Below are 24,532 nucleotides of genomic sequence, written 5' to 3'. Positions count from 1 at the left end.
TAGCTATTGGTAAAAGGACAAAATGTTCACATCATGACGGGCAATTTGCTATAAATAAGGCAATTTTGCTCTCAATACCCTGTTCAAGGATTTCTCAATGCAATTCTGTTCCCTCAAGTCATTGCTGCCTCTGGTGTTATTCGCTACTTTGCTGGGTTGCGCCAGCCAACCCGAGATAGCAGCGCCTCAAACACCCCAAGAACTTTACTTGCGGGGCGTTTTTACCTGGTGGGAAGCAGATGAAAACTTCAAGCTTCAACAGGTGGACGATGATCTCTATAAGGCCGAGGCTGAGCTGATTGCCGACGGCCAACCCTATGATTTTCGCTTTGCCGACAGTCAATGGTCCAGTGGAGCCAATTGTGGTTATCTGAACAAGGCACAGGATGAGGTAGTAGGTCTAGGAAAACGGGTCAGCGCTACCTGCCATGCCGTTAATAATAATTTTAAATTCACCCCCAGAGAAACGGGCGTCTATGAGTTTTTTATTGATTTCAGCCAGCCTGAACGGCCACAGGTATATATAGAGCGCAAGGGTTAACGTAACTTACTGATAGTAAAAGAAAAAGCCTGCTTAAGCAGGCTTTTTTTTGGGTTCTATACGTCCAGATTGGCGACTCTGAGCGCGTTTTCCTCGATAAACGCCCGGCGTGGCTCGACCTGGTCGCCCATCAGACAGGTAAAGAGCTGGTCAGCGGCAACGGCATCTTCAATGGTTACCTGCAACATGCGACGACTTTCTGGATCCATGGTCGTTTCCCAGAGCTGACTCGGGTTCATCTCGCCCAGTCCTTTGTATCGCTGGATGTAAACACCGCGTTTGGACTCCGCCAACAACCAATCCAGCGCCTCGGCAAAGTGGTTGATCTTGTGAGTCTTCTCACCCCGGCTCACGTATCCACTCTCCTCTATCAGCCCGTTGATAGCAAGGTTCAAATCGCGGATTCGCTTGTATTCTGTGGAATCGATAAAGTCATAATCCAGCTTATACTCAGTGTCGATACCATGCTGACGGACAATGATGACGACATACTTATTCAACCTCTCCTTATTCTCACGAATTTCATAGCGGTACAGTGCCCCGTCATTTTCGTGATCCTGCAGGTTCTTAACCAACACTTGACCGACGGACTCAAGCTTTTGGGAGTCGTTCAGATCGGCCAGATTCAACACTTCCGAGTAGACCAAACGATTCAACAAATTCCTGGGCATGATTCGGCTTATTCTGTCGATCATATTCATGGTGGTCTGGTACTGTTTGACCAGGCTCTCCAGGGCAACGCCGCTGATGGGTGGAGCATTTTCGTTTACATGCAGTGCGGCATTATCCAAAGCCATTGAGGTCAGGTAGGCGGTCAATGCCGGGTCGTCCTTGATGTACTGTTCCTGCTTGCCTTTTTTCATTTTATACAATGGCGGCTGGGCGATGTAGACATAGCCTCTTTCAATAATCTCAGGCATCTGTCTGTAGAAGAAGGTCAGTAGCAAAGTCCGAATATGCGAACCGTCCACGTCAGCATCGGTCATGATGATAATACTATGGTAACGGAGCTTGTCTGGGTCGTATTCGTCTCTACCTATGCCACAACCCAGCGCAGTGATAAGGGTAGCCACCTCCTGAGAGGACAGCATCTTATCAAACCGGGCCTTTTCCACGTTAAGGATCTTGCCCTTGAGTGGAAGGATCGCCTGGTTTTTCCTGTTGCGCCCCTGCTTGGCTGAACCGCCGGCAGAATCACCCTCCACTATATACAGTTCTGATTTTGCCGGGTCTTTTTCCTGACAATCAGCCAGTTTGCCTGGCAACCCCGCCAGGTCCAGGGCGCCTTTTCGGCGGGTCATTTCCCTCGCCTTTCTGGCCGCTTCTCGGGCGCGCGCCGCATCGATGATTTTTCCGGCTATGACCTTTGCATCGCCAGGATTTTCCAGCAGGTATTCCTGAAGTTTCTCCCCCATAGTCGCTTCAACTGCAGTCTTCACTTCAGAGGAAACTAACTTGTCCTTGGTCTGGGAAGAGAATTTCGGGTCCGGCACCTTGACGGAGATAACCGCAGTAAGCCCTTCCCTGGCATCGTCTCCACTGGCATTGGTCTTGGCCTTCTTGTTCAGGCCTTCCGCTTCCATATAGTTATTCAACGTCCGGGTGAGAGCGCCTCGGAAGCCGGCCAGATGCGTACCGCCATCCCGTTGGGGAATGTTGTTGGTAAAACAATAGATATTTTCCTGGAAGCCATCGTTCCATTGCATGGCTACCTCAACGCTGATACCGTCGTCCCGCTCAAGGGAGAAGTGAAAAGCTTTCTGGTGAACAGGTGTTTTATTCTGATTCAGGTACTGGACAAACGCTTTGATGCCCCCTTCATAGCAGAAGTGGTCCGTCTTTCCGTCTCTTTCATCCAGGAGAATAATGGATACGCCCGAGTTCAAAAAGGACAGCTCCCTCAGCCGCTTGGCCAGGATGTCGTAGTGGAACTCAGTATCAGAAAACGTAGCAGCACTGGGCCAGAATCGGATACTGGTACCCCGCTCTTCTGTTTCCCCAACAGCAGACAGGGGTGCCTGAGGAACTCCGTGATGGTATTCCTGTTCGTGGATTTTTCCGCCTCGCCTGATTCTCAGTTGAAGCTTTTCAGACAGGGCGTTGACAACGGAAACCCCTACTCCGTGCAGGCCGCCTGAGACCTTGTAGGAGTTATCGTCAAATTTTCCTCCCGCATGCAGCACGGTCATGATGACTTCTGCGGCCGATACCCCTTCTTCCTGATGAATTTCTGTGGGGATACCTCGCCCATCATCCTTGACTGATACGGAACCATCTGTGTGGATCGTAATTCTGATGTCTTTACAGTGACCGGCAAGCGCCTCGTCGATAGAGTTGTCTACCACTTCAAACACCATGTGGTGCAGGCCCGTGCCATCGTCTGTGTCACCGATGTACATCCCAGGTCGCTTACGAACGGCATCCAGCCCCTTCAGGACTTTGATGCTGGACGAATCATAATTGCTCTCTGACATTTCTTACTCCTCTTTGACCTGGCCATGTTCCACGTGAAACACTTTCTTATCTGTATAGTTGTCGACAAAATCAATTTGTCCTTTCTCAATGGCGGTAACAAACAATTGTGCAGATGTATTCAGAAGGGCCTCAATGAAAGCCTGTCTTTTATCTTCATCCAGTTCTGCACCTATGTCGTCCAGCAGGAATACGCATCCCCTGCTTCTCGTATCCTGAAAATGTTGTGACTGAGCAAGTAGCAAGGCTGCCATCAGCATTCTTGCCTGGCCCCTGGAAAGTAGCTCCTGCGCAGCGACTGATTTAATCCTGAAACGAAGGTCAGCTTTGTGAGGGCCTACTGAAGTAAAGCCATATTTCTGATCCTTCTGTTTACTCTCGTGCAACGCCTGCTCCAGCGTCAGACTCGAATCCCATCCGCTATGATACGAGATTTCCGGACAAAACTCAGGTAGAAAATAGCTCAGATTACGCAATATGTAGGGCTCCAACGCCTCCACAAACACTTTTCTCAGCCTGTCAATCTGCTCGCCTGCAGTGGCTAGTATTTCATTCCAGTAGTGGCCTTCCCTGGATAAGTTACCCTGTCTAATCAGGGCATTCCTTTGTTTCAAAACCTGCTGATAGCGAAGTGAAAGCTCCAGATAAGAGGGTTCCACGTGGAACAATCCCCAATCGAGGAACTTTCGACGCAGGCCAGGAGAGCCCGAAATCACCTCAACACTGGCTGGAGTAAAAAGTTGTATCGGCAACAACCGCACGAGGTCAGATATCCGCTTCTGCGGTTCACCGTCAACTTTAATCAATGAGTCGCCGTTTCTGAACCTCTGGTATCCGATGTTCAGTAGTCCTGATCTTATTTCCGTAGCCACCTGACAGAACACGGTGAAAGCATCACACTCGTGTTGTATGACATGCTGGTGCTTATTACTTCTGAAGGAACGGCCAAAGCCAAGATAATGGATTGCTTCCAAAAGAGAAGACTTCCCGCTTCCATTGCTGCCAAGCAACAGATTCAAGCGGGAAGCGGGTCTGATATCGATATCGGTCAGATTTCTGAACTGCCGTATCTGGATTCGGTCCAGTTTCATTACTGGCTTACGGCCGGCATGGAATCGCTGATTACAACCTCATTGGCATGATCACATACAAGGCGGCGTCATCACCGGCGTCTTCAATCAGAGCACTACTGTTCGCGTCTGACATGGTCAATTTCACTGATTCAGAATGCACTGCGTTCAGCACATCGATCAGATAGGCAACATTAAAACCAATCTCCAGACTATCACCCTGATAACGAACGTCGACAATCTCTTCCGCTTCTTCCTGCTCTGGATTGTTGGCCGTTATCTTCAGCTCTCCCTCGGCCAGGTTTAATCTGACACCACGAAACTTCTCATTGGAGAGTATAGATGCACGTGAGAACGCCTGTTTCAGCACTTCCTTACTGGCCTCAACCACTTTATCACCGTCTTTGGGTAAGACACGGCGATAGTCTGGAAAGCGACCATCAACCAGCTTACTGGTAAAGATAAAATCGGTAGAGAAAATACGAATATGGTTGGCCCCTACCTGAACTTTCAATGACTTGTCGTCATTCTCTATCAGTCGAGAAATCTCCGTAACGCCTTTTCTAGGCACTATCACCTGCCGTTCAGGCAGATTCCCTTCTTCATAGGGAATGCGGCACAGTGCCAATCTGTGGCCATCAGTGGCCACCGTCCTGATAAGATTACTCTCTGTTTCGAATGACATACCATTCAGATAATAACGGACATCCTGCTGCGCCATGGAAAAATGCGTGCTGTCGATCAGGCGCTTCAGTTGGGCTTGGGTAATCTCAAACTCCAACTCACCCTGCCAATCCTCAAGATTCGGGTAGTCGGAAGCAGGCAATGTGGATAACGAGTATTTACCCCGTCCGGCTTTAAGTAATGCCTTGCTGCCTTCTAGCTTGAACTCCAAACTACTGCTATCGGAAAATCCCTTGCAGATGTCCAACAGCTTCTTGGCTGGTACTGTAATCTCGCCGTCTTCAACCTCACCTTCCAAGGCGACATTGGAGATCAGCTCAACCTCTAAGTCCGTGCCGGTTAGCCATAGTGTGCCCTCACTTACTTTGATAAGCACATTGGACAATATAGGAAGGGTGTGGCGGCGCTCCACAGCCCCGGCAACCAACTGCAGCGGTTGTAAGAAGTTTTCCCTACTTATTGTAAATTTCATGGGCGACTCGTTATTGTTCTCTAGGACGACAGGGTGCGAATCAGGTTCTGATAATCTTCTTTAATATCATGACTTTCTTCACGCAACTGGCTTATCTTACGACAAGCATGCAGTACAGTGGTATGGTCACGTCCACCAAAAGCGTCACCAATTTCAGGTAAGCTGTGATTGGTCAGCTCCTTGGCCAACGCCATGGCCACCTGCCTGGGTCGGGCAACGCTGCGGCTGCGTCGCTTCGAAAGTATATCGGCGACCTTGATCTTATAGTATTCCGCCACCGTTTTCTGGATGTTATCTATAGTAACGAGTTTTTCCTGCAAGGCTAACAGATCTCTTAATGCCTCGCGGACAAAATCTATTGTAATGGGCCTGCCGGTGAAATTGGCATTGGCTATCACCCGGTTAAGCGCCCCCTCCAGTTCCCTGACATTGGATCTGAGTCGTTTTGCAATAAAGAAGGCCACTTCATCGGGCAACTGAATCCTGTTTTCCACCGCCTTGCGCATCAGGATTGCGACCCTGGTTTCCAGCTCAGGAGGCTCAATGGCGATCGTCAATCCCCAGCCGAACCGGGACTTAAGACGATCTTCCACCCCGTCAATCTCCTTTGGGTAGCGATCTGAGGTAAGAATTATCTGTTGGTTGCCCTCAAGCAGAGCATTAAAAGTGTGGAAGAACTCTTCCTGGGATCGGTCTTTCTTGGCAAAAAACTGGATATCGTCAATCAGCAGCGCGTCCACCGAGCGGTAGTATCGCTTGAACTCCTCTATTGCGTTGTTCTGCAGGGCCTTAACCATATCCTGTACAAAACGTTCCGAGTGCATGTAAACCACTTTCGCTTCTCGGTTTCGTGCAATCAGGCCATTACCCACAGCATGCAACAGATGTGTCTTACCCAATCCTGTTCCACCATAGATAAACAAGGGATTGTAGGCGCCTCCCGGATTATCTGCGACCTGGCTCGCCGCCGCCCTGGCAAGCTGGTTTGACTTACCTTCAACAAAGTTGTCAAAGGTATAGGTGACATTGATATTACTTTTATGCTCCACCCTGACCTGATTTGCCTGTCCCTGTGCAAGACCGACGTTAAACCCCCTGCTCACAGCAGGGGCCTGGGAGGGAGACGGCTGATGCACCGGACTACTGGCGGGAACAGGGTTTGCAACACCGACATCAAAATGCAAGGTGGGCATATCCTCAGGATGACATAACTCGGCAAACAGTTCAGTGATACGGGAAATGTACTTGTCGCGAACCCAATCCAGCACAAACCTGTTTGGCGCAAACAGGGTCAGGGTTGAGTCTTCTATTTGCGCCTGTAAGGGTCGAATCCACATACTGAATTGCTGGGTCGGCAACTCTTGTTGAAGCCTCTTAAGGCATTCATCCCACAAAGACATTGAAAGGAAACTCCTCTTGGACAAGACACCTTGCCCAATGCATTTTTATGTTTTTATCGAACGCGGGGCCACCAAAACTGGCTCAAGATATTCTTAGCCGGACAAAACCGGGTTGTGAATTATCACCGATATTTATCCACATCTTCAATATTGATCTTTTCTGCAAATGTGCTCCTCCAGTAAAAAACGGGTATATCTATGTTTTTAATCACTTTATTATTTTTATTGGCGCCCCCTCTCTGGACCTGGAGCGACCGTTTCCAGAAAGGCACTGGGGATAAAATCCCACTTCTAAATGAAGAAATTATCACCACCTTCTCCCAGTTCTGTGGATAAAACAAGAAATCACCAAACTTTATTAACACAGGGCCTCTTGCTGCGGGGATATAATGCACAGGACGCCTTTATTTACATTGACAAGGGTCGGTCTGATCTCTAAAATTCGGCGTCCTTTTGAGCACATCCCGTGCTTGAATTGTCAACATCAGTAATAGAAGCGGCGGACTAGGTTATGAAAAGAACATTTCAACCAAGTAATTTGAAGCGTAAACGTTCACACGGTTTTCGTGCCCGCATGGCGACAAAGAATGGCCGCAAGGTTCTTGCCAGTCGTCGTGCTAAAGGCCGTGCTCGTTTATCAGCCTAATTGCATTTATCGAAGTGGGAGAAAATCAGTTTTCTAGGGAGCTAAGGCTACTTACTCCCACCCATTTCGAGAATGTTTTCCAACAAGCCATCCCTGCAGTCTCTCCCCAGCTGACTCTTCTTGCCAGGTTAAACAATCTGGATAATCCAAGAATCGGTATTACCTTGTCCAAGAAGCGTGTCAGGCGGGCCCATGACAGAAACCGGATAAAACGTATTGTCCGTGAGAGCTTCAGATTACATCAACACAAGCTTCCCCATGCTGATATAGTAGTGGTAGGCAAGTCCGGACTGGACCAGCTCACCAATGCACAGCTATTCGAGCTTCTGGAGAGGCTATGGAAAAAAATCACTCACCGCTGCAGTCAGCCGGTATCTGGCTGATTCACCAGTATCAGAAGTGGTTGTCTCCCCTGCTGGGACCCCGATGCCGGTTCCACCCCAGTTGCTCAGAATATGCCGTTGGCTCAATAAAAATCCATGGATTGTTGATTGGTTGTTGGTTAACCACCAAACGCATATTAAAATGCCACCCTTTACATCCGGGGGGAGATGATCCTGTCCCACCTCGAACACAAGATAATAAGTAGTCTGATATGGAATCCCAACGCAGTTTTCTCTTAATTGGTCTGGCCCTGGTCAGCTTTCTGCTCTGGCAACAGTGGCAACTGGATTATGGCCAGCCGCCAGTCCAGCAACCCGTTGCCGAGGTATCTTCAAGCCCGGTAGCAGAGACAGCTTCCACCCACGACGATGTCCCAACCGGCGAGACCCCTCCCCAGGCGCCTTCTGCTGCTGCAGAAGAGCAAAATCAGTTGATTCATGTGCGTACAGACAGTCTTGACGTATTGATTGAATCCCGGGGCGGTGACATCGTCTCTGCCAAACTGGTGGATTTTCCAGTTGAACAAGGCTCAGACGAAAGTTTCCAGTTGCTGAATCCGGCACCCGGGCAACTGTACGTGGCCCAAAGCGGCCTCATCGGCCAAAACGGCCCGGACGCAGCCAAAAGTGGTCGTCCGCTTTATCAGGTTCAAACAAACGAATACACACTGCAGGATGAGAGTCTGACGGTGCCGCTGACCTGGCGCTCGGCAACGGGTTTGACGGTAACCAAAAATTTCATCTTTACCTCCGGCAGCCACGCCATCCGGGTGGAGTATCAGATAGACAACCAAACCGGGAATGAGGTCCAACTGCAGCAATATGCCCAGTTGAAGCAGACCCTGGCAGGTCCTGAAGGCAGCATGTTTATGCCCACTTACCGGGGCGCGGCTTACTCAACCACAGAAGACCGTTACAACAAGTATGATTTCGAAGACATTCAGGATGAAAATCTTCGCAAAGCGACCATGGGTGGTTGGGTCGGCATGCTGGAACATTACTTTGTTTCGGCCTGGATCCCACCACAGGACCAACAGAACACTCTGTACAGCCGCATTCTGGGCGGCAGTTATGCCGCCATCGGTTACACCGGTACCCCTGTCAGTCTGGCCGCCGGCGAGTCCACTACGCTGAGCAGCACCCTGTATGCCGGACCCAAGGACCAGGATACCCTGGCAGGCCTGGCCAACGGGCTGGATCTGACGGTGGACTACGGTGTGCTCTGGTGGCTGTCGCAACCGCTGTTCTGGTTACTGCAGTTTATTCATGGCCTGGTGGGTAACTGGGGGCTGGCGATTATCTTTATTACTATTATCGTCAAGGGCGCCATGTATCCCCTGACCAAGGCCCAGTACGAATCCATGGCCAAACTGCGCGCCCTGCAGCCCAAGATGCAGGCTCTGAAGGACAGGTATGGGGACGACAGGCAGAAAATGTCCCAGGCCATGATGGAAATGTATCGCAAGGAAAAAGTTAATCCTATGGGGGGCTGTTTCCCTTTGCTATTGCAGATGCCTATTTTCCTGGCCCTGTACTGGGTATTCCTGGAAAGTGTCGAATTACGCCATGCCGACTTCTTCCTCTGGATCACCGATCTGTCAGTCAAGGACCCCTACTTTGTCCTGCCCATCCTGACGGGTGCCAGCATGTATCTGTTGCAGAAGCTGCAACCTATGACCATGACCGATCCCATGCAACAGAAGATCATGCAGTGGATGCCCGTAATGATGAGTATTTTCTTCCTCTGGTTCCCGGCAGGACTGGTACTTTACTGGCTGGTCAGTAATATCATTACCCTGATTCAGGCCAAGATGATCTATGCCTCCATGGAAAAGCGTGGGCTGAAAGCCCGCTAAACTGACAGGACAGTCGAAAGGCCCGTTGAACGGGCCTTTTTTATTTTCATTAGGTAGAATTCCCTATCTCATACAGCAACAGACAGCTAGGAGCCACGATGCCCTCATTCGATATCGTCTCAGAAATTGATCTGGTCGAAGTCAAAAATGCCGTTGATAACGCCAACCGGGAACTGGATACCCGCTTTGATTTTCGTAATGTGGAAGCCAGTTTCGAACTCAAAGAAGGCCAGGTAACCCTGACCGCAGATGCCGATTTCAGGCTCCAGCAGATGATGAGTATTCTGCGTGACAAATGCGCCAAGCGTGGCGTCAATGCGGCTGCCTTGGAAGAAGGCAAAGTCGATCCCACTGGTAAAATCGTCAAGCAGCAGGTGACCTTCCGACAGGGTATCGACCAGCCCATGGCTAAGAAGATCATTAAACTGCTCAAAGACAGCAAGATAAAAGTCCAGGCCTCCATCCAGGGCGAGCAGGTTAGAGTGAACGGGAAAAAACGGGATGATCTTCAGGAAGCCATCGCCCTGGTAAAAGGCGCCGAACTTGGCCAACCTTTCCAATTCAACAACTTCCGCGACTAAGCCGAAATGGCCGATTTGCAATCCATCGTAGCCCAGGCCACGGCTCCCGGCCGTGGAGGGGTTGGCATCGTCAGAGTATCCGGTACCCTGGCCGTACAAGCAGCCGAGAGAGTTCTCGGCCGTTTACCTAAGGTAAGGCAAGCCGAATACCTGTCTTTTCATGACAACGACGGGAAGGTCATAGACCAGGGCATCGCACTGTTTTTCCGCGGGCCCCATTCCTTCACAGGTGAAGATGTGCTCGAACTGCAGGGACACGGTGGGCAGATAGTAATGGATATGCTAATCCGAACCATCTTGTCTGTACCAGGGATCAGATTGGCCAGAGCGGGAGAATTCAGTGAACGGGCTTTCCTCAATGACAAACTGGACCTGGCTCAGGCCGAAGCCATTGCCGATCTGATTGATGCCAGTTCCGAGCAGGCCGCCCGCTCAGCCCTGCGCTCCCTGCAGGGAGAGTTTTCCCGACAGATTCATGACCTGGTCGAGGCGGTAATTCATCTGCGCATTTATGTGGAAGCAGCAATAGATTTTCCCGACGAAGAAGTGGATTTTCTTTCTGATGGCAAGGTGCAAGAAGATTTGGAATCCATTCTTACCGATTTGCACGCCATCCGTCATCAAGCCAAACAAGGCAGCATACTTCGGGAAGGCATGCGGGTGGTAATCGCCGGTCGTCCCAATGCGGGGAAATCCAGTCTGCTCAATGCCCTGGCCGGCCGGGAAGCCGCCATTGTCACTGATATCGCCGGCACCACCCGGGATATTCTCAAGGAACATATTCACATCGATGGTATGCCGCTGCATATCATCGATACGGCGGGTCTCAGGGAAAGCGACGATAAAGTGGAGCAGATAGGCATACAGCGTGCCTGGAAGGAGATTACCGAAGCCGATCGGGTTTTGCTGATGGTAGACAGTACGACCACCACACAAACCGATCCACACCGCATCTGGCCGGAATTTGTTGACCGTCTGCCCGACAGCCTGAAAATCACCCTTATCCGCAATAAAATTGACTTGTCCTCAGAAAGACCTGGACTCGACCAGGTCGGCAATATGACCCTGATTCGCCTGTCGGCTGAAAGACGTGAGGGTATTGAATTACTGGCGCAACACCTGAAAGACTGCATGGGCTTTAGCGCCGGTACTGAAGGGCAATTTATCGCCCGGCGCCGGCATCTTGATGCACTGGAAAGAGCGAATGAGCACCTGCAGACAGGCGTGAGCCAATTAGTGGAGAATAAGGCCGGTGAACTGCTGGCCGAAGAGCTGCGCCTGGTACAGCAACACCTCAATGAAATCACCGGAGAATTCAGTTCCGATGACTTGTTGGGCCGGATATTCTCCAGTTTCTGTATCGGTAAGTAACAACGTTGCAGATCAGGGCTTCTGCTGACCGGCCAGTTCCTGTCGCATCATATCGACCACAGGCTGAAATGTCTGACGATTCTGTTCACCCAACTCCAGCAAGGCTTCGTGCGCCGTCAGCAACATTTTCGCCCTGTCCCTGTCATCGGGCTCAATCTGCTGCCACTGTTGTAAAGGCTGCCCCAATTTTTCAGGCTGATCCAGCAGAATAAACACCTGATCCAGGCACATACTTTGAAGTATTCGATTCACTTCCTGGTTGGTCGAAAGCAAGGTAGGTTTGTGGTCATGGGCAGTGATCAGTTTCCTGGCAATCATCGCCAGCAGACCGAGGTTGGTGCTGTCCAGGTAGCTGGCCTCGCGCAGATCCACTACCGCATCGCGGCATTGACCAGGATCCTGAAACAACTTGTCGATAAGCCTGTCCAGTCCGCCGCTGGCCGTATAACGGACTTCACCGACAAACTTGAAGAAACAGATATCGTTCTGTCTGGCAAAGAGTATTTGGTTATCATTCATCAGATCCACCACGAAATAACCTAGGCTGGGGGGTTCCTGGCAAGGGAAAACAAAGCCAGATCATCAGGTAACTGGTTGGCCTCGGAGACTCCCAGCCTCCTGATCAACTGCGACAGACTACCGGGAAAAGGCGTGAGGCACCCTCTTAACCTGCGTAGCTTTTCGTCCAGGCTCGGTTCACTCAGGATATCCAGCACACCGTCGGAAAACAAATACAACGCAAAACTGTCAGGTAAGGTCAGGCTGTCGCTCCGATACCGGGCAAAATCGAACAGACCAGCAGGCGTGCCTTTATCTTCGATTGAGTGAATGCCGTCCTGTGTCACCAGCAAAGGCCAAGGAAACAGACCTGCGTTGGTATAGGTCATGCTGCCTGAAAGCTTGTCCAGCACAGCATAGAATATCACCACATGTTTACCCAGGTCCTCTTCCAGCAGCGCCTGATTCAAACTTTGAACCAGCAACTCGGGATGGACTATCTGGGCATTCTCGCCATGCCGGTACTGCTCGAGCAGGGTCATGATAAAACGCTTCAGATAAACAGTGACAAAGGCGGAAGCCACACCGTGACCGGACACATCCGCCATATAAAAACCAGCGAAGCGATCGTCGATATCGAAATAGTCGACAAAATCGCCGCTGACAAACTCTGACGGTAGCAGCAGGTGATCGAAACGCATACCGCCAGTCAGCAACGGCCCCTGAGGCATCAACCTGAACTGGATACGCTTTCCGGCTTCCTCCCCTTCCTGCAGAGCGTCCAGGGAGGTTTGCAACCTGATATTGGCTTCCTCCAACTCCAGGGTGCGGACCCTGACTTTATCCTCCAGTTGCTGATTGAGGCAGACAACCTGTTCGATATAAAGGTAGGAGCGTAATGACGCAATGACCGCAGTAACCAGCTTCTGGGAGGTCAGCTCGGTCTTTTCCTTATAATCATTGATATCGTACTTCATGATGACTTGTTGTTCCGGCGCATGGCCGGGCTGGCCGGTACGAAGGATTATACGTATGGCCTGGTTGGCAAGTTCACTGCGGATGTAATGGACCAGTTGCAGTCCGGCGTCATCAGACTCCATCACCACATCCAGCAAGACCAGGGCGATACCCTGTTCACTGTCCAGGATCTTTCGGGCTTCCTGGCCACTTCTGGCACTGATGAGTTCCACTCCCTTACCTTCAAAGATCAGGTCACGCAAAACCAGACGGGTAAGAATATGAACTTCTTCATCATCGTCGACGACAAGAATCCGCCAGGGCAGCAAATCTTGCTGGCTCTCAGGGGCAGCCTCATCATCGGCATAAAACAACAACTCGTCCTGATCATAATTCATTGTGAGTTTTCATGCCCTTGCTCAGTAGCCAAGCTTAGGAATACTTTTTGGTTCAACATAATTTTCACTATAGCGTCCAAAGCCAGCCACTGACAGTTTTGTCAGACTTATCCTCCTGCCCATGCCAATGATCAGGTTATTTTTACTGCAAGCAGGTATAATGGCGGCCTGTTTTTAGCATCGGGAGAAAGCGTGACTCAATTTGAAATTGTGGTTGGATCCATGCTTGGTGCCACCGAATATGTAGCCGATGCAGTGGGTGAAAAGCTCGAGCAGCTCGGCATTTCTTTCAGGATCCATCTTGCCCCGGATTTACACGAACTGGATCAGGCTGCTGTCTGGTTAATCTGCAGCTCCACCCATGGCGCGGGGGATCTTCCTGACAACATCCAGACGTTCGCCGGACAATTGCATAAGACCAGCCTGAGGGGGATACGCTACCTGCTGATAGGACTGGGGGACAGCAGCTACGACACCTTCTGTGAGGGGGGGAAACAGTTGCACAGACTGATGCAACAGGCCGGAGCAGAAGCCATTGCAGAGCCTTGCTATATTGATGTGTTGAGTCACCCCATCCCTGAGGATGAAGCCGTCAGTTGGCTGGCAGACTGCCTGAGCCAGTGCGAATGGCAACTGCAATATTCAGCAACAGGGACGACCCATTGAACCAGTCAGAACTGATTGCCCTGCAAGGGCCCATCAGCAATGAAGCCAGAGTAATTTACACCCTGGTATTAAGACCCGGTGCGGATCCGGCCACCGGCATGACACAACCTCTCAGTTACAGGCAGATGCTGGATTTACTGAACAGCAAACAATCCTTGTTCAGCCTGGGCCGGCAGATAAATCAGTTGTTAAAGGAACTCGCCGATCACGGCCTGTTGGATTGCAGGGAAGAACCCATCAGTAATAAGAGTCTGAACGGAAAGAGCCTGTTGCTGCCCCTGCTGGCCAAAACCAATCAGGAATTTGACCAGTTGCATCTGACCTGGCAACCCATGCAGATGAAATGGCAGCCTCATCAGGCTTTGTTCGAAGAGCTGGCCAGACTGGTGGGACTGCTGGACAATCAATACAATCAGGATGAGGTGGGAGACTTCATTGCCTACTGGTTGAGCCGTCCGGAAATGAACCTGACCCTGTTTCAGTGGACGCAAAAATTTGTCCTGCACCTGAAACGGAAACGTCTGGGACTGGGTACAATGAGCCGACAGGTGGGACATCAACTGATACCCAACACACCTGGCCTGACAATAGATGACAACGCCAAGAAACTGGTGGAGAAATACAGTGCAAAGCATAAAGGATAGACTCGAACAGTTGGCCAGGAGCCTGGGCAAGACCACACAGGTTAGCCAGGTGACAGACTATGAGGCGCTCAGAAAGGAATTTGAGGCCAAGGCCAACCGGGATGTTCGCCAGATGCAACTGGAAGCGAAAAAAAAGCGCATAGAACAGATTCACGGGCGCTCAGACCTGAATCCCAAATGGACCTTCACCAACCTGATTGAAGACAGCCAGGACGTGCGTGAAGCAGTCAGTATCGCCAAATCTTTTATCGCCGCCCATGATGATCCCAGTTGGCGCAACAGCGGTTCACATATGATGCTGTTCTATGGGGATTATGGGCGCGGCAAATCACATATTGCCGGCTCTATTGCCCACGAACTTATTGACCGGTACGAGATATCGGTACTCTATCGTCAGCTCTCCAGTCTGCTTGAGATGCGCTATTTCTCTTATGATTACAGTGCCAAAGACGACATCGGACAAAAGTTTCGCGATATCACCCAGGAATTGATGACAGTGGATCTGCTGATTTTGGATGAGGTTTGCGTCAATGAGATGCAACTGAAGAAAAGCGCACAAAGCTGGCTGGGTACCTTGCTGAGACAAAGATACAGCCAGAACAAAAACTGTATCCTCATTACCAACCATGATCTGGCAGGTCTGGAACAGGCGGTTGGACCATATTGTTTCGAATCCATTCGCGAATACGATACTTACAAAGTCAGATTTTCGGGTCCCAGTCGCAGAAAAACCGTACAGGACGAATTACAGCCGAACACAACAAAACCAGGCTACGTTCCCAATCAGGTCCGGTAGGCAGCCGGATCCTGACAACTGTTTACTGATCTTTATCCCCAGAGCCTGCCTGAGCAGAACCCCTACCTGTCCGGATCCGACCAGGATCAAATTCGATCCTGCTTCATTTTATGCACAGCTGGAGCACAGGAATATCTCTTGTGTGGATAAGATCTATAGCAAAGCTGTTAGGAACCCTTGCTTACTAAAAGAATAACTTTCAACTTTCCCTGCCCTGTGGATAAGATCCCCGTTTAACCCCAGCTTATACCCACAGGATCAAAGCTTTCCCACAGCAATCAACTCATTGTAAGTGGTTGTTTAAAAAGTGTTTTATTCACTTACCCCAAGGATCTGGCCTCCTTAAAAACAATAATAATAAACAAATAGATCCTAAAAGATCCTTTAATACATTTAACGGATCCGAAGATCCGGACGATCCTTTGTTCGAATTTTAGTCGTTCCGTTTAGCAGGGAAAATCTATAGAATATGCGCCCCGATTTTGCTGGACTGAGGTGAGGATGTTCTACACAGAAGATTTTGATGTCATCGTCATTGGTGGTGGTCATGCCGGTACCGAAGCCGCCCTTGCTGCTGCCCGCATGGGCGTAAAAACGCTGCTGCTGACGCACAACATCGAAACACTGGGCCAGATGTCCTGCAATCCAGCCATCGGTGGTATTGGCAAAGGCCACCTGGTCAAGGAAATAGACGCCTTGGGTGGTGCAATGGCCCTGGCTGCAGATCGTGGCGGGATCCAGTTCAGAACACTTAATGCCAGTAAGGGGCCGGCCGTCAGGGCTACCAGGGCCCAGGCCGATCGCGCTTTGTACAGGGCCTCCATCCGGAAGATGCTTGAGAATCAACCTAATCTGACCTTGTTTCAGCAATCCTGTGAGGATCTGATCGTCGAAAATGATCGCGCCTGCGGCGTGATAACACAGATGGGATTGAAATTCCGCGCACGGACAGTGGTATTGACGGTGGGAACCTTCCTTGGCGGTGTGATCCACATTGGCCTTGAAAACTACCAGGGAGGCCGGGCCGGTGACCCGCCCTCCAATGCCCTGGCTAATCGTCTGCGGGCATTACCCTTCAGAGTCGGCAGGCTGAAAACCGGCACCCCTGCAAGGCTTGATGCCCGCAGTCTGGATTTTTCCAAAATGCAGGAACAGCCCGGAGATGATCCGCTGCCGGTGTTTTCCTACATGGGCAGGGCCAGCGATCATCCGCGCCAGATACCCTGCTATATCACCCATACCAATGAGCAGACACACGAAATCATCAGAAATAACCTGCACAAGTCGCCCATGTATGCAGGGGTTATCGAAGGTATCGGTCCCCGTTATTGCCCCTCAATCGAAGACAAGATCGTACGTTTTGCCGATAAGACTTCTCATCAGATCTTTGTCGAGCCAGAGGGACTTAACAGCATCGAAGTTTACCCGAACGGCATCTCCACCAGTTTGCCATTCGATGTACAGTGGCAGTTAATCCGGTCCATCAATGGATTTGAAAATGCGCATATCGTCCGACCGGGTTATGCCATTGAATATGATTTTTTCGATCCCCGGGATCTGAAACAATCCCTGGAAACCAAGTTTATCCAAGGGTTGTTCTTTGCCGGCCAGATTAATGGTACGACAGGCTATGAGGAGGCGGGGGCCCAGGGGTTGATTGCCGGCATGAATGCCGCCCTGCAAGTGAAGGAAAAACCTTCCTGGACGCCCAGAAGAGATGAGGCTTATGTAGGGGTGTTGATCGACGACCTGGCCACCATGGGCACCCAGGAACCCTACCGGATGTTTACCAGCCGTGCCGAATACCGTTTACTACTGCGCGAGGACAATGCCGATCTGCGTCTGACCACCAAAGGCAGGGAACTGGGGTTGGTTGGGGACCTGCGCTGGGCTGCGTTTAACCAGAAGCTTGAAGCCATAGAGCTGGAACGCCAACGTCTTCGCAGTCACTGGGTCCACCCCGGACATGCTGCAGCGGAAAGTCTCAATCGGCACCTCAAGAGTGCCATTGTACGCGAGCATTCCCTGGAAGAGTTGATCCGCCGGCCAGAAATGACCTACCAGCAGTTGATGCAGATAGAGGATCTTGGCCCAGGCGTCAGCGATCCCCAGGCGGCAGAACAGGTAGAGATCCAGATAAAGTATGCCGGCTACATTGAGCGCCAGCAGGAGGAGATAGAGCGGACCCTGCGCAACGAAAACACCGTGTTGCCACTGGAATTTGATTACAGCCGTATCTCTGGCCTCTCCAACGAAGTGGTCGCCAAGCTGAATGCGGCCAGGCCGGAAACCATTGGCAAGGCGTCCAGGATCTCCGGCATTACACCTGCGGCCATTTCTCTGTTGCTGGTCTACCTGAAGAAACAAGGCCTGCTGCGTAAGAGCGAGAGAAAAACAGCCTGATGATCCCAGCAGATGCCGAACTCCTGGCCAGCTTGCAACAGCATCTGGCCTCTTTATCCCTGGAAGTCGACGCCGGAAAGCAGCATGATCTGATCGCTTTCGTGCAATTGATCAACAAGTGGAACAAGGCCTACAACCTTACCTCAGTCCGCGATCCGCAGGAGATGCTGGTTAAGCACATACTCGACTCCATCGTCGTCGCCCCTCACCTGAAAGGGCAGCATTTTATCGATGTGGGAACGGGGCCTGGTTTACCGGGTATTCCACTGGCCATTATGTTGCCGCAGTGCCAGTTCGTGTTGCTGGACAGCCTGGGAAAACGTATTCGTTTTATCAAGCAGGCGGCACATGAACTGGGGTTGACCAACATAGTGGCGGTGCAGAGCCGGGTGGAAGAATTTGTTCCTTCCCGCCCCTTTGATGGAGTGCTCAGTCGTGCCTTCGCCTCGGTAAAAGATATGTTGCACTGGTGTCAGCATCTGGTAGATTCACAAGGGGTATTTATTGCCCTCAAGGGCCAGTTTCCGGCCGACGAAATACAGCAGATGCCACCGCAATTCCGGCTGGGGGAGGTCATCCGGTTAGAGGTGCCGGGGCTGCAAGCCGAACGCCATCTGGTGACTATTCACAAGCACTGACTAGACAATTTTGGGGAAAGCGAATCTTGGGTAAGGTTATAGCCATAGCGAACCAGAAAGGCGGCGTGGGTAAAACCACAACGGCAGTCAATGTGGCCGCTTCCATGGCTGCTACAAGGCGTAAAGTATTGCTTATCGATCTCGATCCCCAGGGTAATGCCACCATGGGCAGTGGCGTCGACAAATTTGAGGTGGACGCCACCTGCTACGAATTGTTGATCGAGGAAAAGCCTGTTGAAGAGGTGGTCATCAGGGAAACCAGCGGCAAATATCATCTCATCGCCGCCAATGGTGATGTCACCGCTGCCGAAATCAAACTCATGGAGCTGTTTGCCAGAGAGGTCAGATTGCGTAACGCCCTCAAACCGGTGCGCGACTATTACGATTATATCTTCATCGACTGCCCCCCTTCCCTCAACCAACTGACCGTTAATGCCATGGCGGCTGCCGATTCCGTATTGGTTCCCATGCAATGTGAATACTATGCGTTGGAGGGGCTGACCGCGCTGATGGATACCATCCGCAAGCTGGCTTCCGTGGTCAATCCTGAGCTGAAGATTGAGGGGGTACTGCGAACCATGTACGACCCCAGAAATCGACTGGCTAACGATGTGTCCGAACAACTCAAACGCCATTTCGGTGAGCAGGTCTATCGTACTGTCATTCCCCGCAATGTCCGTCTGGCTGAAGCCCCCAGCTTTGGTACGCCGGCCATGTACTATGAAAAGTCTTCCGCGGGGGCCAAAGCTTATCTGGCCCTGGCCGGGGAAATACTCAGACGCCGGGACAGAGAAAGACCTGTGGCCAAGGCCGGGTAATTCGGTAGAATTCCGCCGCAGCCAGAATAGAACTTGAGGATTTCATGTCGAGCAAGAAAAGAGGACTAGGCCGGGGCCTGGACGCATTATTGGCGACCAGCAGCCAACACAGCAGTGAGGCATCCGAGCAGGAAAAGCTGGAAAAAGGCGGCGAGTTGCAAAAATTGCCCATCGAATTCCTGCAGCCGGGAAAATACCAGCCGCGCAAGGACATGTCTCCCGAAGCCCTGGAGGATCTGGCCTCTTCCATCCGCTCCCAGGGCGTTATCCAGCCAATTGTGGTGCGTAAGCTTTCCGAACAGAAGTATGAAATCATTGCCGGGGAAAGACGCTGGCGGGCTTCGCAGATGGCGCACCTGGATGTGGTGCCCTGCCTGATCAAGAACGTGCCCGATGAAGCTGCCGTGGCCATTGCCCTGATTGAAAACATCCAACGTGAAGATCTCAATGCCATGGAAGAGGCACAGGCTCTGCAACGACTGCTCACGGAATTCGAACTGACCCATCAGGAAGTGGCTGATGCGGTAGGAAAATCCCGGGCCAGTGTGACAAATCTGCTCAGACTGAACAATCTCAACGATGACGTAAAATTGTTGCTTGAGTACGGCGATCTCGAAATGGGCCATGCCAGGGCCCTGTTGTCACTGGAAGGCGATCTGCAGAACGACGCCGCCCGTGCCGTGGTGGCAAAAGGGATGACAGTCAGGGATGCGGAGAAGCTGGTGCGCAAGATGCTTGAACCGGTGCAGCCAAAAGCCGACAAGAGAACCGATCCGGATATCAAACGACTGGAAACTCAACTTTCCGAAAACCTTGGGGCTGCCGTTTCCATCAGTCATAACAGTCGCGGTAAGGGCAAGCTGGTGATCAGCTATACCAGCCTGGATGAGCTGGATGGCATACTGTCGAAAATTAACTAGCCAAAAACAATCTGTTAGTCCTTTATTCTCAGAATTTATAAGGCTATAGCTGTATCGGTTAATTGTTGAATATTTGCGGTGAAACAGTATAATTTTGGCGCTTTTGATTTGAGTTTGAACTGAACGGGGATACAGGTGGCATCAGATTTGGCCGGAGCGGGTAAGTTACTGGCCAGGAAAATGATTGCCGTTCAATGTGTTACAGCTACCTTCCTGTGTGGGGTTTTGTGGCTGCAATGGGGCTGGAAGAGCGGATTATCTGCGGCTGTCGGTGCGCTTGTAAGTATTCTTCCCAATCTTGTATTTTCCCACCTTGCCTTTAAATTTGCCGGCGCCAGTAAAAGCCAACTGGTAGTGCGCAGTTTTAGTCAGGGCTCAAAGCTCAAATTGTTAATAACGATTTTTCTATTTGTTGCGGCGTTTCAGTGGCCGGATCTCAAAGTCGGGTTCATGTTTGTCGGCTTTATCGCAACAATGCTGATTCAGTGGCTTAGTCTTATTTTCATCGAGAAGCGCTGAGAAAAACGATTTCTAAAAACTTGTTGGGTTGACTAATGGCATCAGAAATAACATCGCAAGAATACATTATCCACCATTTGACCAATGCCACCATGTGCACCACGGATTCAGGCATCGCCTTCAACAAGGCATGCGCCGATGCAGGATTCTGGACATGGCACATTGACACCTTGGGTTGGTCCATCGGACTGGGTATCCTGTTCCTCTGGTTCTTCCGCTCGATCGCCAAAAAAGCGACTTCCGGCGTACCTTCCAAAACCCAGGCCTTTATCGAAATGGTGGTGGATTTCGTCGACAGCAACGTCCGCGACACCTTCCATGGCAAGAATAAGCTCATTGCCCCTTTGGGCCTGACCATTTTTGTCTGGGTCTTTTTGATGAACCTGATGGATCTGGTTCCTGTGGATTTACTGCCCTGGATTGCCGGTCAGATTGGTTATGTGGGATTCGGTGTGGATCCACACGATGTGTATATGAAAGTGGTTCCTACCACTGACCTGAACATGACCTTTGCCCTGGCCCTGGGCGTATTCTTCCTGATTATCTTCTATTCCATCAAGGTCAAGGGTATCGGCGGCTTTATGAAAGAGCTGACGTTCCAGCCGTTTAATCACTGGGCTTTTATCCCGGTCAACTTTATCCTGGAAACCGTCACCCTGCTCGCCAAGCCCATGTCATTGGCACTGCGTCTGTTCGGCAACCTCTATGCCGGTGAGCTGATCTTTATCCTGATGGCCATGCTGGGATTGTGGCAGTTGCCACTGCATTTCCCCTGGGCGGTGTTCCATATTCTGGTCATTGTATTGCAGGCCTTTATCTTCATGATGCTCACTGTGGTTTACCTGAGCATGGCCCACGAAGACCATTAACGCATTAGAGAGCTTATTTCTAATTTAACCTTTAACATTCAACTTTAACTTAACTAAAAATCGGAGATATACATGTTATACATCGCTGTTGCTCTACTTATCGGTATGGGTGCTCTGGGTACGGCCATCGGCTTCGGTCTGCTGGGTGGTAAATTCCTGGAATCAGCTGCTCGTCAGCCAGAGTTGGCGCCACAACTGCAAGTTAAAATGTTCATCGTGGCCGGTCTGATCGACGCCATCTCGATGATCGGTGTTGGTATCGCTCTGTACCTGTTGTTCGCTGTTGGTGCTTAAGTTTTATCCACTTTCAACGCGAACAACTAACGAGGAGGAGCGGTCGTGAATATTAACGCCACTCTAATAGGCCAATTAATCGCATTTGCCGTGTTCGTGCTGTTCTGCATGAAATTCGTGTGGCCGCCTATCATGGCTGCGATTGAAGAGCGTCAGAAGAAGATTGCCGATGGGCTGGCTGCTTCTGACCGTGCCGAAAAAGATCTGCAAATTGCTCAGGAAAAAGCCAAGGAGCAATTGAAAGAAGCCAAGTATCAGGCAGCGGACATCATCGAGCAGGCCAAAAAGCGTGCCGCGCAAATAGTCGACCAAGAGACAGAACGCGCGCACCAGGAGCGTGAGAAAATCATTGCCTCCGGCCACACCGAGATTGAAGCCGAGCGCAACCGTGCCAAGGAAGAACTGCGTAAGCAGGTCGCCGTCCTGGCGGTAGCAGGGGCAGAGAAAATTCTGGCGCGTCAAATTGATGCGGCGGCACAGAGCGACATAGTTGAAAAACTGGTCGCCGAACTATAAGGGATATGAGCTATGTCTGAATTGACTACCATTGCTCGTCCCTATGCCAAAGCTGCTTTCGATAGTGCGGTCGAGAACCAGGCAGTGGACAAGTGGCAGCACATGCTGTCTTTTGCCTCTGCCGTTGCTGGTAACGACAGGATACAAGATTTGCTCAGCAGTGCCATGGCGGCAGAGAAGCTGGCAGAAATCTTTATCAATGTGTGTGGTGACGAGCTCGACCAGCAGGGTCAGAACCTGATAAAGGTGATGGCCGAAAACGGACGCTTGAAAACGCTTCCTGATGTATTGGGTTTGTTTAACCAGCTTAAAGCCGAATTCGATAAAGAGGTAGAGGTCGTTATTACCTCTGCCACCGAACTCAGCGCTAAACAACAGTCCGATCTCAGCGCGTCTCTTGAAAAACGCCTTGCACGAAAAGTTAAGCTGAATTGTAACGTGGATCCTGCTTTAGTCGCCGGCGTCATTATCAAAGCCGGTGATACGGTTATCGACGGTTCCATCCGCAGTAAACTGAACCGTCTCGCAGACGCGTTGCAAGCATAACGGGGAAAGAGTATGCAACTGAATTCCACTGAAATTGCAGAACTGATCAAAAAGCGAATTGAGCAGTTCGATGTAGCAAGTGAAGCACGTAATGAAGGAACTATCGTCGGTGTGACCGACGGTATTATCCGTATCCATGGCCTGGCAGATGTCATGCAGGGTGAGATGATCGAGCTTCCTGGCAATCGCTATGCTATCGCACTGAACCTGGAGCGGGACTCCGTGGGTGCGGTAGTGATGGGTCCTTATGCCGACCTGCAGGAAGGCGTTAAGGTAAAATCCAGTGGCCGCATTCTGGAAGTGCCGGTAGGCCGTAACCTGCTGGGCCGTGTGGTAAATACCCTGGGTGCGCCAATCGACGGCAAGGGTGCTATCGACGCCGAAGCTTATGAGCCGGTTGAAAAGATTGCACCTGGCGTTATCGAACGTCAGTCGGTCGACCAGCCCGTGCAGATCGGTTACAAGTCCATCGATGCTATGATCCCTGTTGGTCGTGGCCAGCGTGAGCTGATCATCGGTGACCGCCAGACCGGTAAGACTGCCCTGGCGGTGGATGCCATTATCAACCAGAAAGGCACCGGCATTAAATGTATCTACGTGGCCATCGGCCAGAAGGCGTCGACTATCGCCAACGTAGTGCGTAAGCTGGAAGAGCACGGCGCTATGGCCCATACCATTGTAGTCGCTGCCTCAGCTTCCGAGTCAGCCGCCCTGCAATACCTGGCGCCTTACTCCGGCTGTACTATGGGTGAGTACTTCCGTGACCGCGGTGAAGATGCCCTGATCATTTATGATGACCTGTCCAAGCAGGCCGTTGCCTATCGTCAGATTTCACTGCTGCTGCGTCGTCCGCCGGGCCGTGAAGCCTACCCTGGTGACGTATTCTATCTGCACTCCCGTCTGCTGGAGCGTGCATCACGCGTCAATGCCCAGTACGTGGAGAATTTCACCAAGGGTGAAGTGAAAGGCAAGACGGGTTCTCTGACCGCCCTGCCCATCATTGAAACCCAGGCTGGTGACGTATCTGCCTTCGTACCCACCAACGTAATCTCCATCACCGATGGTCAGATCTTCCTGGAAACCAACCTGTTCAACGCCGGTATTCGTCCTGCGGTGAACGCCGGTATCTCGGTTTCACGGGTAGGTGGTGCGGCACAGACCAAGATCATCAAGAAACTGGGCGGCGGTATCCGTCTGGCCCTGGCCCAGTATCGTGAACTTGCAGCCTTCTCTCAGTTCGCATCAGATCTGGACGAAGCGACCCGTGCCCAGTTGGAGCATGGTGAGCGCGTAACCGAGCTGATGAAGCAGAAACAATACAGCCCGCTGTCCGTGGCGAAAATGGCTGTGTCTCTGTTTGCCGTTGAGAAAGGCTTCCTGAAAGACGTAGAGCTGAAGAAAGTCCTGGACTTTGAATCTGCCCTGCATGCTTACATGGACAGCGAATATGCCGAGCTCATGAACACGATCAACAGCACGGGTAACTACAACGACGAGATCGAAGCAACCTTGAAAGAAGCCCTGGGCAAATTCAAGGATACGCAGACTTGGTAATGTACTGGATGCGCTTTAAG

General features: G+C 51.1%; 26 protein-coding genes. 20 read left to right on the top strand and 6 right to left on the bottom strand.

Annotation, left to right across the window (positions count from 1 at the left end):
- Window positions 1-97 precede the first annotated feature (97 nt).
- Window positions 98-541 carry an early set domain-containing protein gene (locus tag J0A66_RS11625; RefSeq protein WP_206573981.1) on the top strand — a complete coding sequence of 148 codons (444 nt, stop codon included), beginning with the start codon at window positions 98-100 and terminating at the stop codon, window positions 539-541.
- Window positions 542-597: 56 nt separating this feature from the next.
- Here the strand turns inward: J0A66_RS11625 and gyrB are convergent, their stop codons facing one another.
- From gyrB to dnaA, 4 genes are read right to left on the bottom strand one after another with little or no spacing between them, the layout of a single operon-like run.
- Entirely contained in the window at window positions 598-3,015 is a 2,418-nt protein-coding gene (gene gyrB / locus J0A66_RS11620) for a DNA topoisomerase (ATP-hydrolyzing) subunit B (RefSeq protein WP_206573980.1), read from the bottom strand.
- Between the two features lie 3 nt (window positions 3,016-3,018).
- Window positions 3,019-4,104 (bottom strand): DNA replication/repair protein RecF, encoded by a 1,086-nt coding sequence (recF, locus tag J0A66_RS11615; RefSeq protein ID WP_206573979.1) that lies wholly within the window; start codon window positions 4,102-4,104, stop codon window positions 3,019-3,021.
- 31 nt (window positions 4,105-4,135) lie between these two features.
- Complete coding sequence (dnaN, locus tag J0A66_RS11610) at window positions 4,136-5,239, bottom strand: DNA polymerase III subunit beta (protein WP_206573978.1); 1,104 nt, start codon at window positions 5,237-5,239, stop codon at window positions 4,136-4,138.
- Between the two features lie 20 nt (window positions 5,240-5,259).
- Window positions 5,260-6,639 (bottom strand): chromosomal replication initiator protein DnaA, encoded by a 1,380-nt coding sequence (gene dnaA / locus J0A66_RS11605; protein WP_206573977.1) that lies wholly within the window; start codon window positions 6,637-6,639, stop codon window positions 5,260-5,262.
- A 511-nt stretch (window positions 6,640-7,150) separates the two neighbouring features.
- Between dnaA and rpmH the strand changes: the two genes are divergently transcribed.
- From rpmH to mnmE, 6 genes are all read left to right on the top strand, one after another.
- Complete coding sequence (gene rpmH, locus J0A66_RS11600) at window positions 7,151-7,285, top strand: 50S ribosomal protein L34 (protein WP_082633349.1); 135 nt, start codon at window positions 7,151-7,153, stop codon at window positions 7,283-7,285.
- A 14-nt stretch (window positions 7,286-7,299) separates the two neighbouring features.
- The gene (rnpA, locus tag J0A66_RS11595; protein ID WP_206573976.1) at window positions 7,300-7,668 is read left to right on the top strand and encodes a ribonuclease P protein component; all 369 of its coding nucleotides are present in this window, start codon (window positions 7,300-7,302) and stop codon (window positions 7,666-7,668) included.
- A complete protein-coding gene (gene yidD / locus J0A66_RS11590) occupies window positions 7,623-7,874 on the top strand; it encodes a membrane protein insertion efficiency factor YidD (RefSeq protein WP_206573975.1) in 252 nt (83 codons plus the stop codon). Before rnpA ends, yidD begins: the two co-directional genes overlap by 46 nt.
- A gap of 6 nt (window positions 7,875-7,880) precedes the next feature.
- Entirely contained in the window at window positions 7,881-9,524 is a 1,644-nt protein-coding gene (gene yidC / locus J0A66_RS11585; protein WP_206573974.1) for a membrane protein insertase YidC, read from the top strand.
- Between the two features lie 98 nt (window positions 9,525-9,622).
- Window positions 9,623-10,105 (top strand): YajQ family cyclic di-GMP-binding protein, encoded by a 483-nt coding sequence (locus J0A66_RS11580; protein WP_206573973.1) that lies wholly within the window; start codon window positions 9,623-9,625, stop codon window positions 10,103-10,105.
- A gap of 6 nt (window positions 10,106-10,111) precedes the next feature.
- Window positions 10,112-11,476, top strand: a complete 1,365-nt coding sequence (gene mnmE / locus J0A66_RS11575) for a tRNA uridine-5-carboxymethylaminomethyl(34) synthesis GTPase MnmE (protein WP_206573972.1) — start codon at window positions 10,112-10,114, stop codon at window positions 11,474-11,476.
- Between the two features lie 12 nt (window positions 11,477-11,488).
- On the opposite strand, the gene J0A66_RS11570 is transcribed toward mnmE, so the two are convergent.
- Together J0A66_RS11570 and J0A66_RS11565 are read right to left on the bottom strand one after the other, a co-directional pair.
- Entirely contained in the window at window positions 11,489-11,995 is a 507-nt protein-coding gene (locus J0A66_RS11570) for an STAS domain-containing protein (protein WP_206573971.1), read from the bottom strand.
- Between the two features lie 20 nt (window positions 11,996-12,015).
- Entirely contained in the window at window positions 12,016-13,329 is a 1,314-nt protein-coding gene (locus J0A66_RS11565) for a PP2C family protein-serine/threonine phosphatase (RefSeq protein ID WP_206573970.1), read from the bottom strand.
- Window positions 13,330-13,521: 192 nt separating this feature from the next.
- Here J0A66_RS11565 and mioC point away from each other — a divergent pair, with 192 nt between their 5' ends.
- The 13 genes from mioC (at window position 13,522) to atpA (ending at window position 24,512) form a co-directional block, all read left to right on the top strand.
- The gene (mioC, locus tag J0A66_RS11560) at window positions 13,522-13,995 is read left to right on the top strand and encodes an FMN-binding protein MioC (protein ID WP_206573969.1); all 474 of its coding nucleotides are present in this window, start codon (window positions 13,522-13,524) and stop codon (window positions 13,993-13,995) included.
- Entirely contained in the window at window positions 13,956-14,639 is a 684-nt protein-coding gene (locus J0A66_RS11555) for a DnaT-like ssDNA-binding domain-containing protein (protein WP_206573968.1), read from the top strand. The genes mioC and J0A66_RS11555 overlap by 40 nt, the downstream gene beginning before the upstream one ends.
- Entirely contained in the window at window positions 14,620-15,435 is an 816-nt protein-coding gene (locus tag J0A66_RS11550) for an ATP-binding protein (protein WP_206573967.1), read from the top strand. The genes J0A66_RS11555 and J0A66_RS11550 overlap by 20 nt, the downstream gene beginning before the upstream one ends.
- Window positions 15,436-15,936: 501 nt before the next feature.
- Window positions 15,937-17,838: a tRNA uridine-5-carboxymethylaminomethyl(34) synthesis enzyme MnmG gene (gene mnmG / locus J0A66_RS11545; RefSeq protein ID WP_206573966.1), complete on the top strand. Its 1,902-nt coding sequence runs from the start codon at window positions 15,937-15,939 to the stop codon at window positions 17,836-17,838.
- A complete protein-coding gene (gene rsmG / locus J0A66_RS11540) occupies window positions 17,838-18,476 on the top strand; it encodes a 16S rRNA (guanine(527)-N(7))-methyltransferase RsmG (protein ID WP_206573965.1) in 639 nt (212 codons plus the stop codon). The genes mnmG and rsmG overlap by 1 nt, the downstream gene beginning before the upstream one ends.
- A 26-nt stretch (window positions 18,477-18,502) precedes the next feature.
- Window positions 18,503-19,294 carry a ParA family protein gene (locus J0A66_RS11535; protein WP_206573964.1) on the top strand — a complete coding sequence of 264 codons (792 nt, stop codon included), beginning with the start codon at window positions 18,503-18,505 and terminating at the stop codon, window positions 19,292-19,294.
- Window positions 19,295-19,338: 44 nt separating this feature from the next.
- Entirely contained in the window at window positions 19,339-20,214 is an 876-nt protein-coding gene (locus J0A66_RS11530; protein WP_206573963.1) for a ParB/RepB/Spo0J family partition protein, read from the top strand.
- 135 nt (window positions 20,215-20,349) lie between these two features.
- Entirely contained in the window at window positions 20,350-20,733 is a 384-nt protein-coding gene (locus J0A66_RS11525; protein WP_338143882.1) for an ATP synthase subunit I, read from the top strand.
- 35 nt (window positions 20,734-20,768) lie between these two features.
- Window positions 20,769-21,602: a F0F1 ATP synthase subunit A gene (atpB, locus tag J0A66_RS11520; RefSeq protein WP_206573962.1), complete on the top strand. Its 834-nt coding sequence runs from the start codon at window positions 20,769-20,771 to the stop codon at window positions 21,600-21,602.
- Window positions 21,603-21,674: 72 nt separating this feature from the next.
- Window positions 21,675-21,896: a F0F1 ATP synthase subunit C gene (gene atpE, locus J0A66_RS11515; protein ID WP_206573961.1), complete on the top strand. Its 222-nt coding sequence runs from the start codon at window positions 21,675-21,677 to the stop codon at window positions 21,894-21,896.
- 45 nt (window positions 21,897-21,941) lie between these two features.
- Window positions 21,942-22,412: a F0F1 ATP synthase subunit B gene (gene atpF / locus J0A66_RS11510; RefSeq protein ID WP_206573960.1), complete on the top strand. Its 471-nt coding sequence runs from the start codon at window positions 21,942-21,944 to the stop codon at window positions 22,410-22,412.
- A gap of 12 nt (window positions 22,413-22,424) precedes the next feature.
- Window positions 22,425-22,958, top strand: coding sequence for a F0F1 ATP synthase subunit delta (atpH, locus tag J0A66_RS11505; RefSeq protein WP_206573959.1), 534 nt, complete (start codon window positions 22,425-22,427; stop codon window positions 22,956-22,958).
- Window positions 22,959-22,970: 12 nt separating this feature from the next.
- Window positions 22,971-24,512, top strand: coding sequence for a F0F1 ATP synthase subunit alpha (atpA, locus tag J0A66_RS11500; protein WP_206573958.1), 1,542 nt, complete (start codon window positions 22,971-22,973; stop codon window positions 24,510-24,512).
- The last annotated feature ends 20 nt before the right edge of the window (window positions 24,513-24,532 follow it).

It is taken from the genome of Bowmanella dokdonensis, assembly GCF_017254865.1.
In the GTDB taxonomy this organism is placed as follows: domain Bacteria; phylum Pseudomonadota; class Gammaproteobacteria; order Enterobacterales; family Alteromonadaceae; genus Bowmanella; species Bowmanella dokdonensis.
Note: the sequence above shows the minus strand (reverse complement) of the source record. Positions and strands in the feature narration are given on the sequence as shown.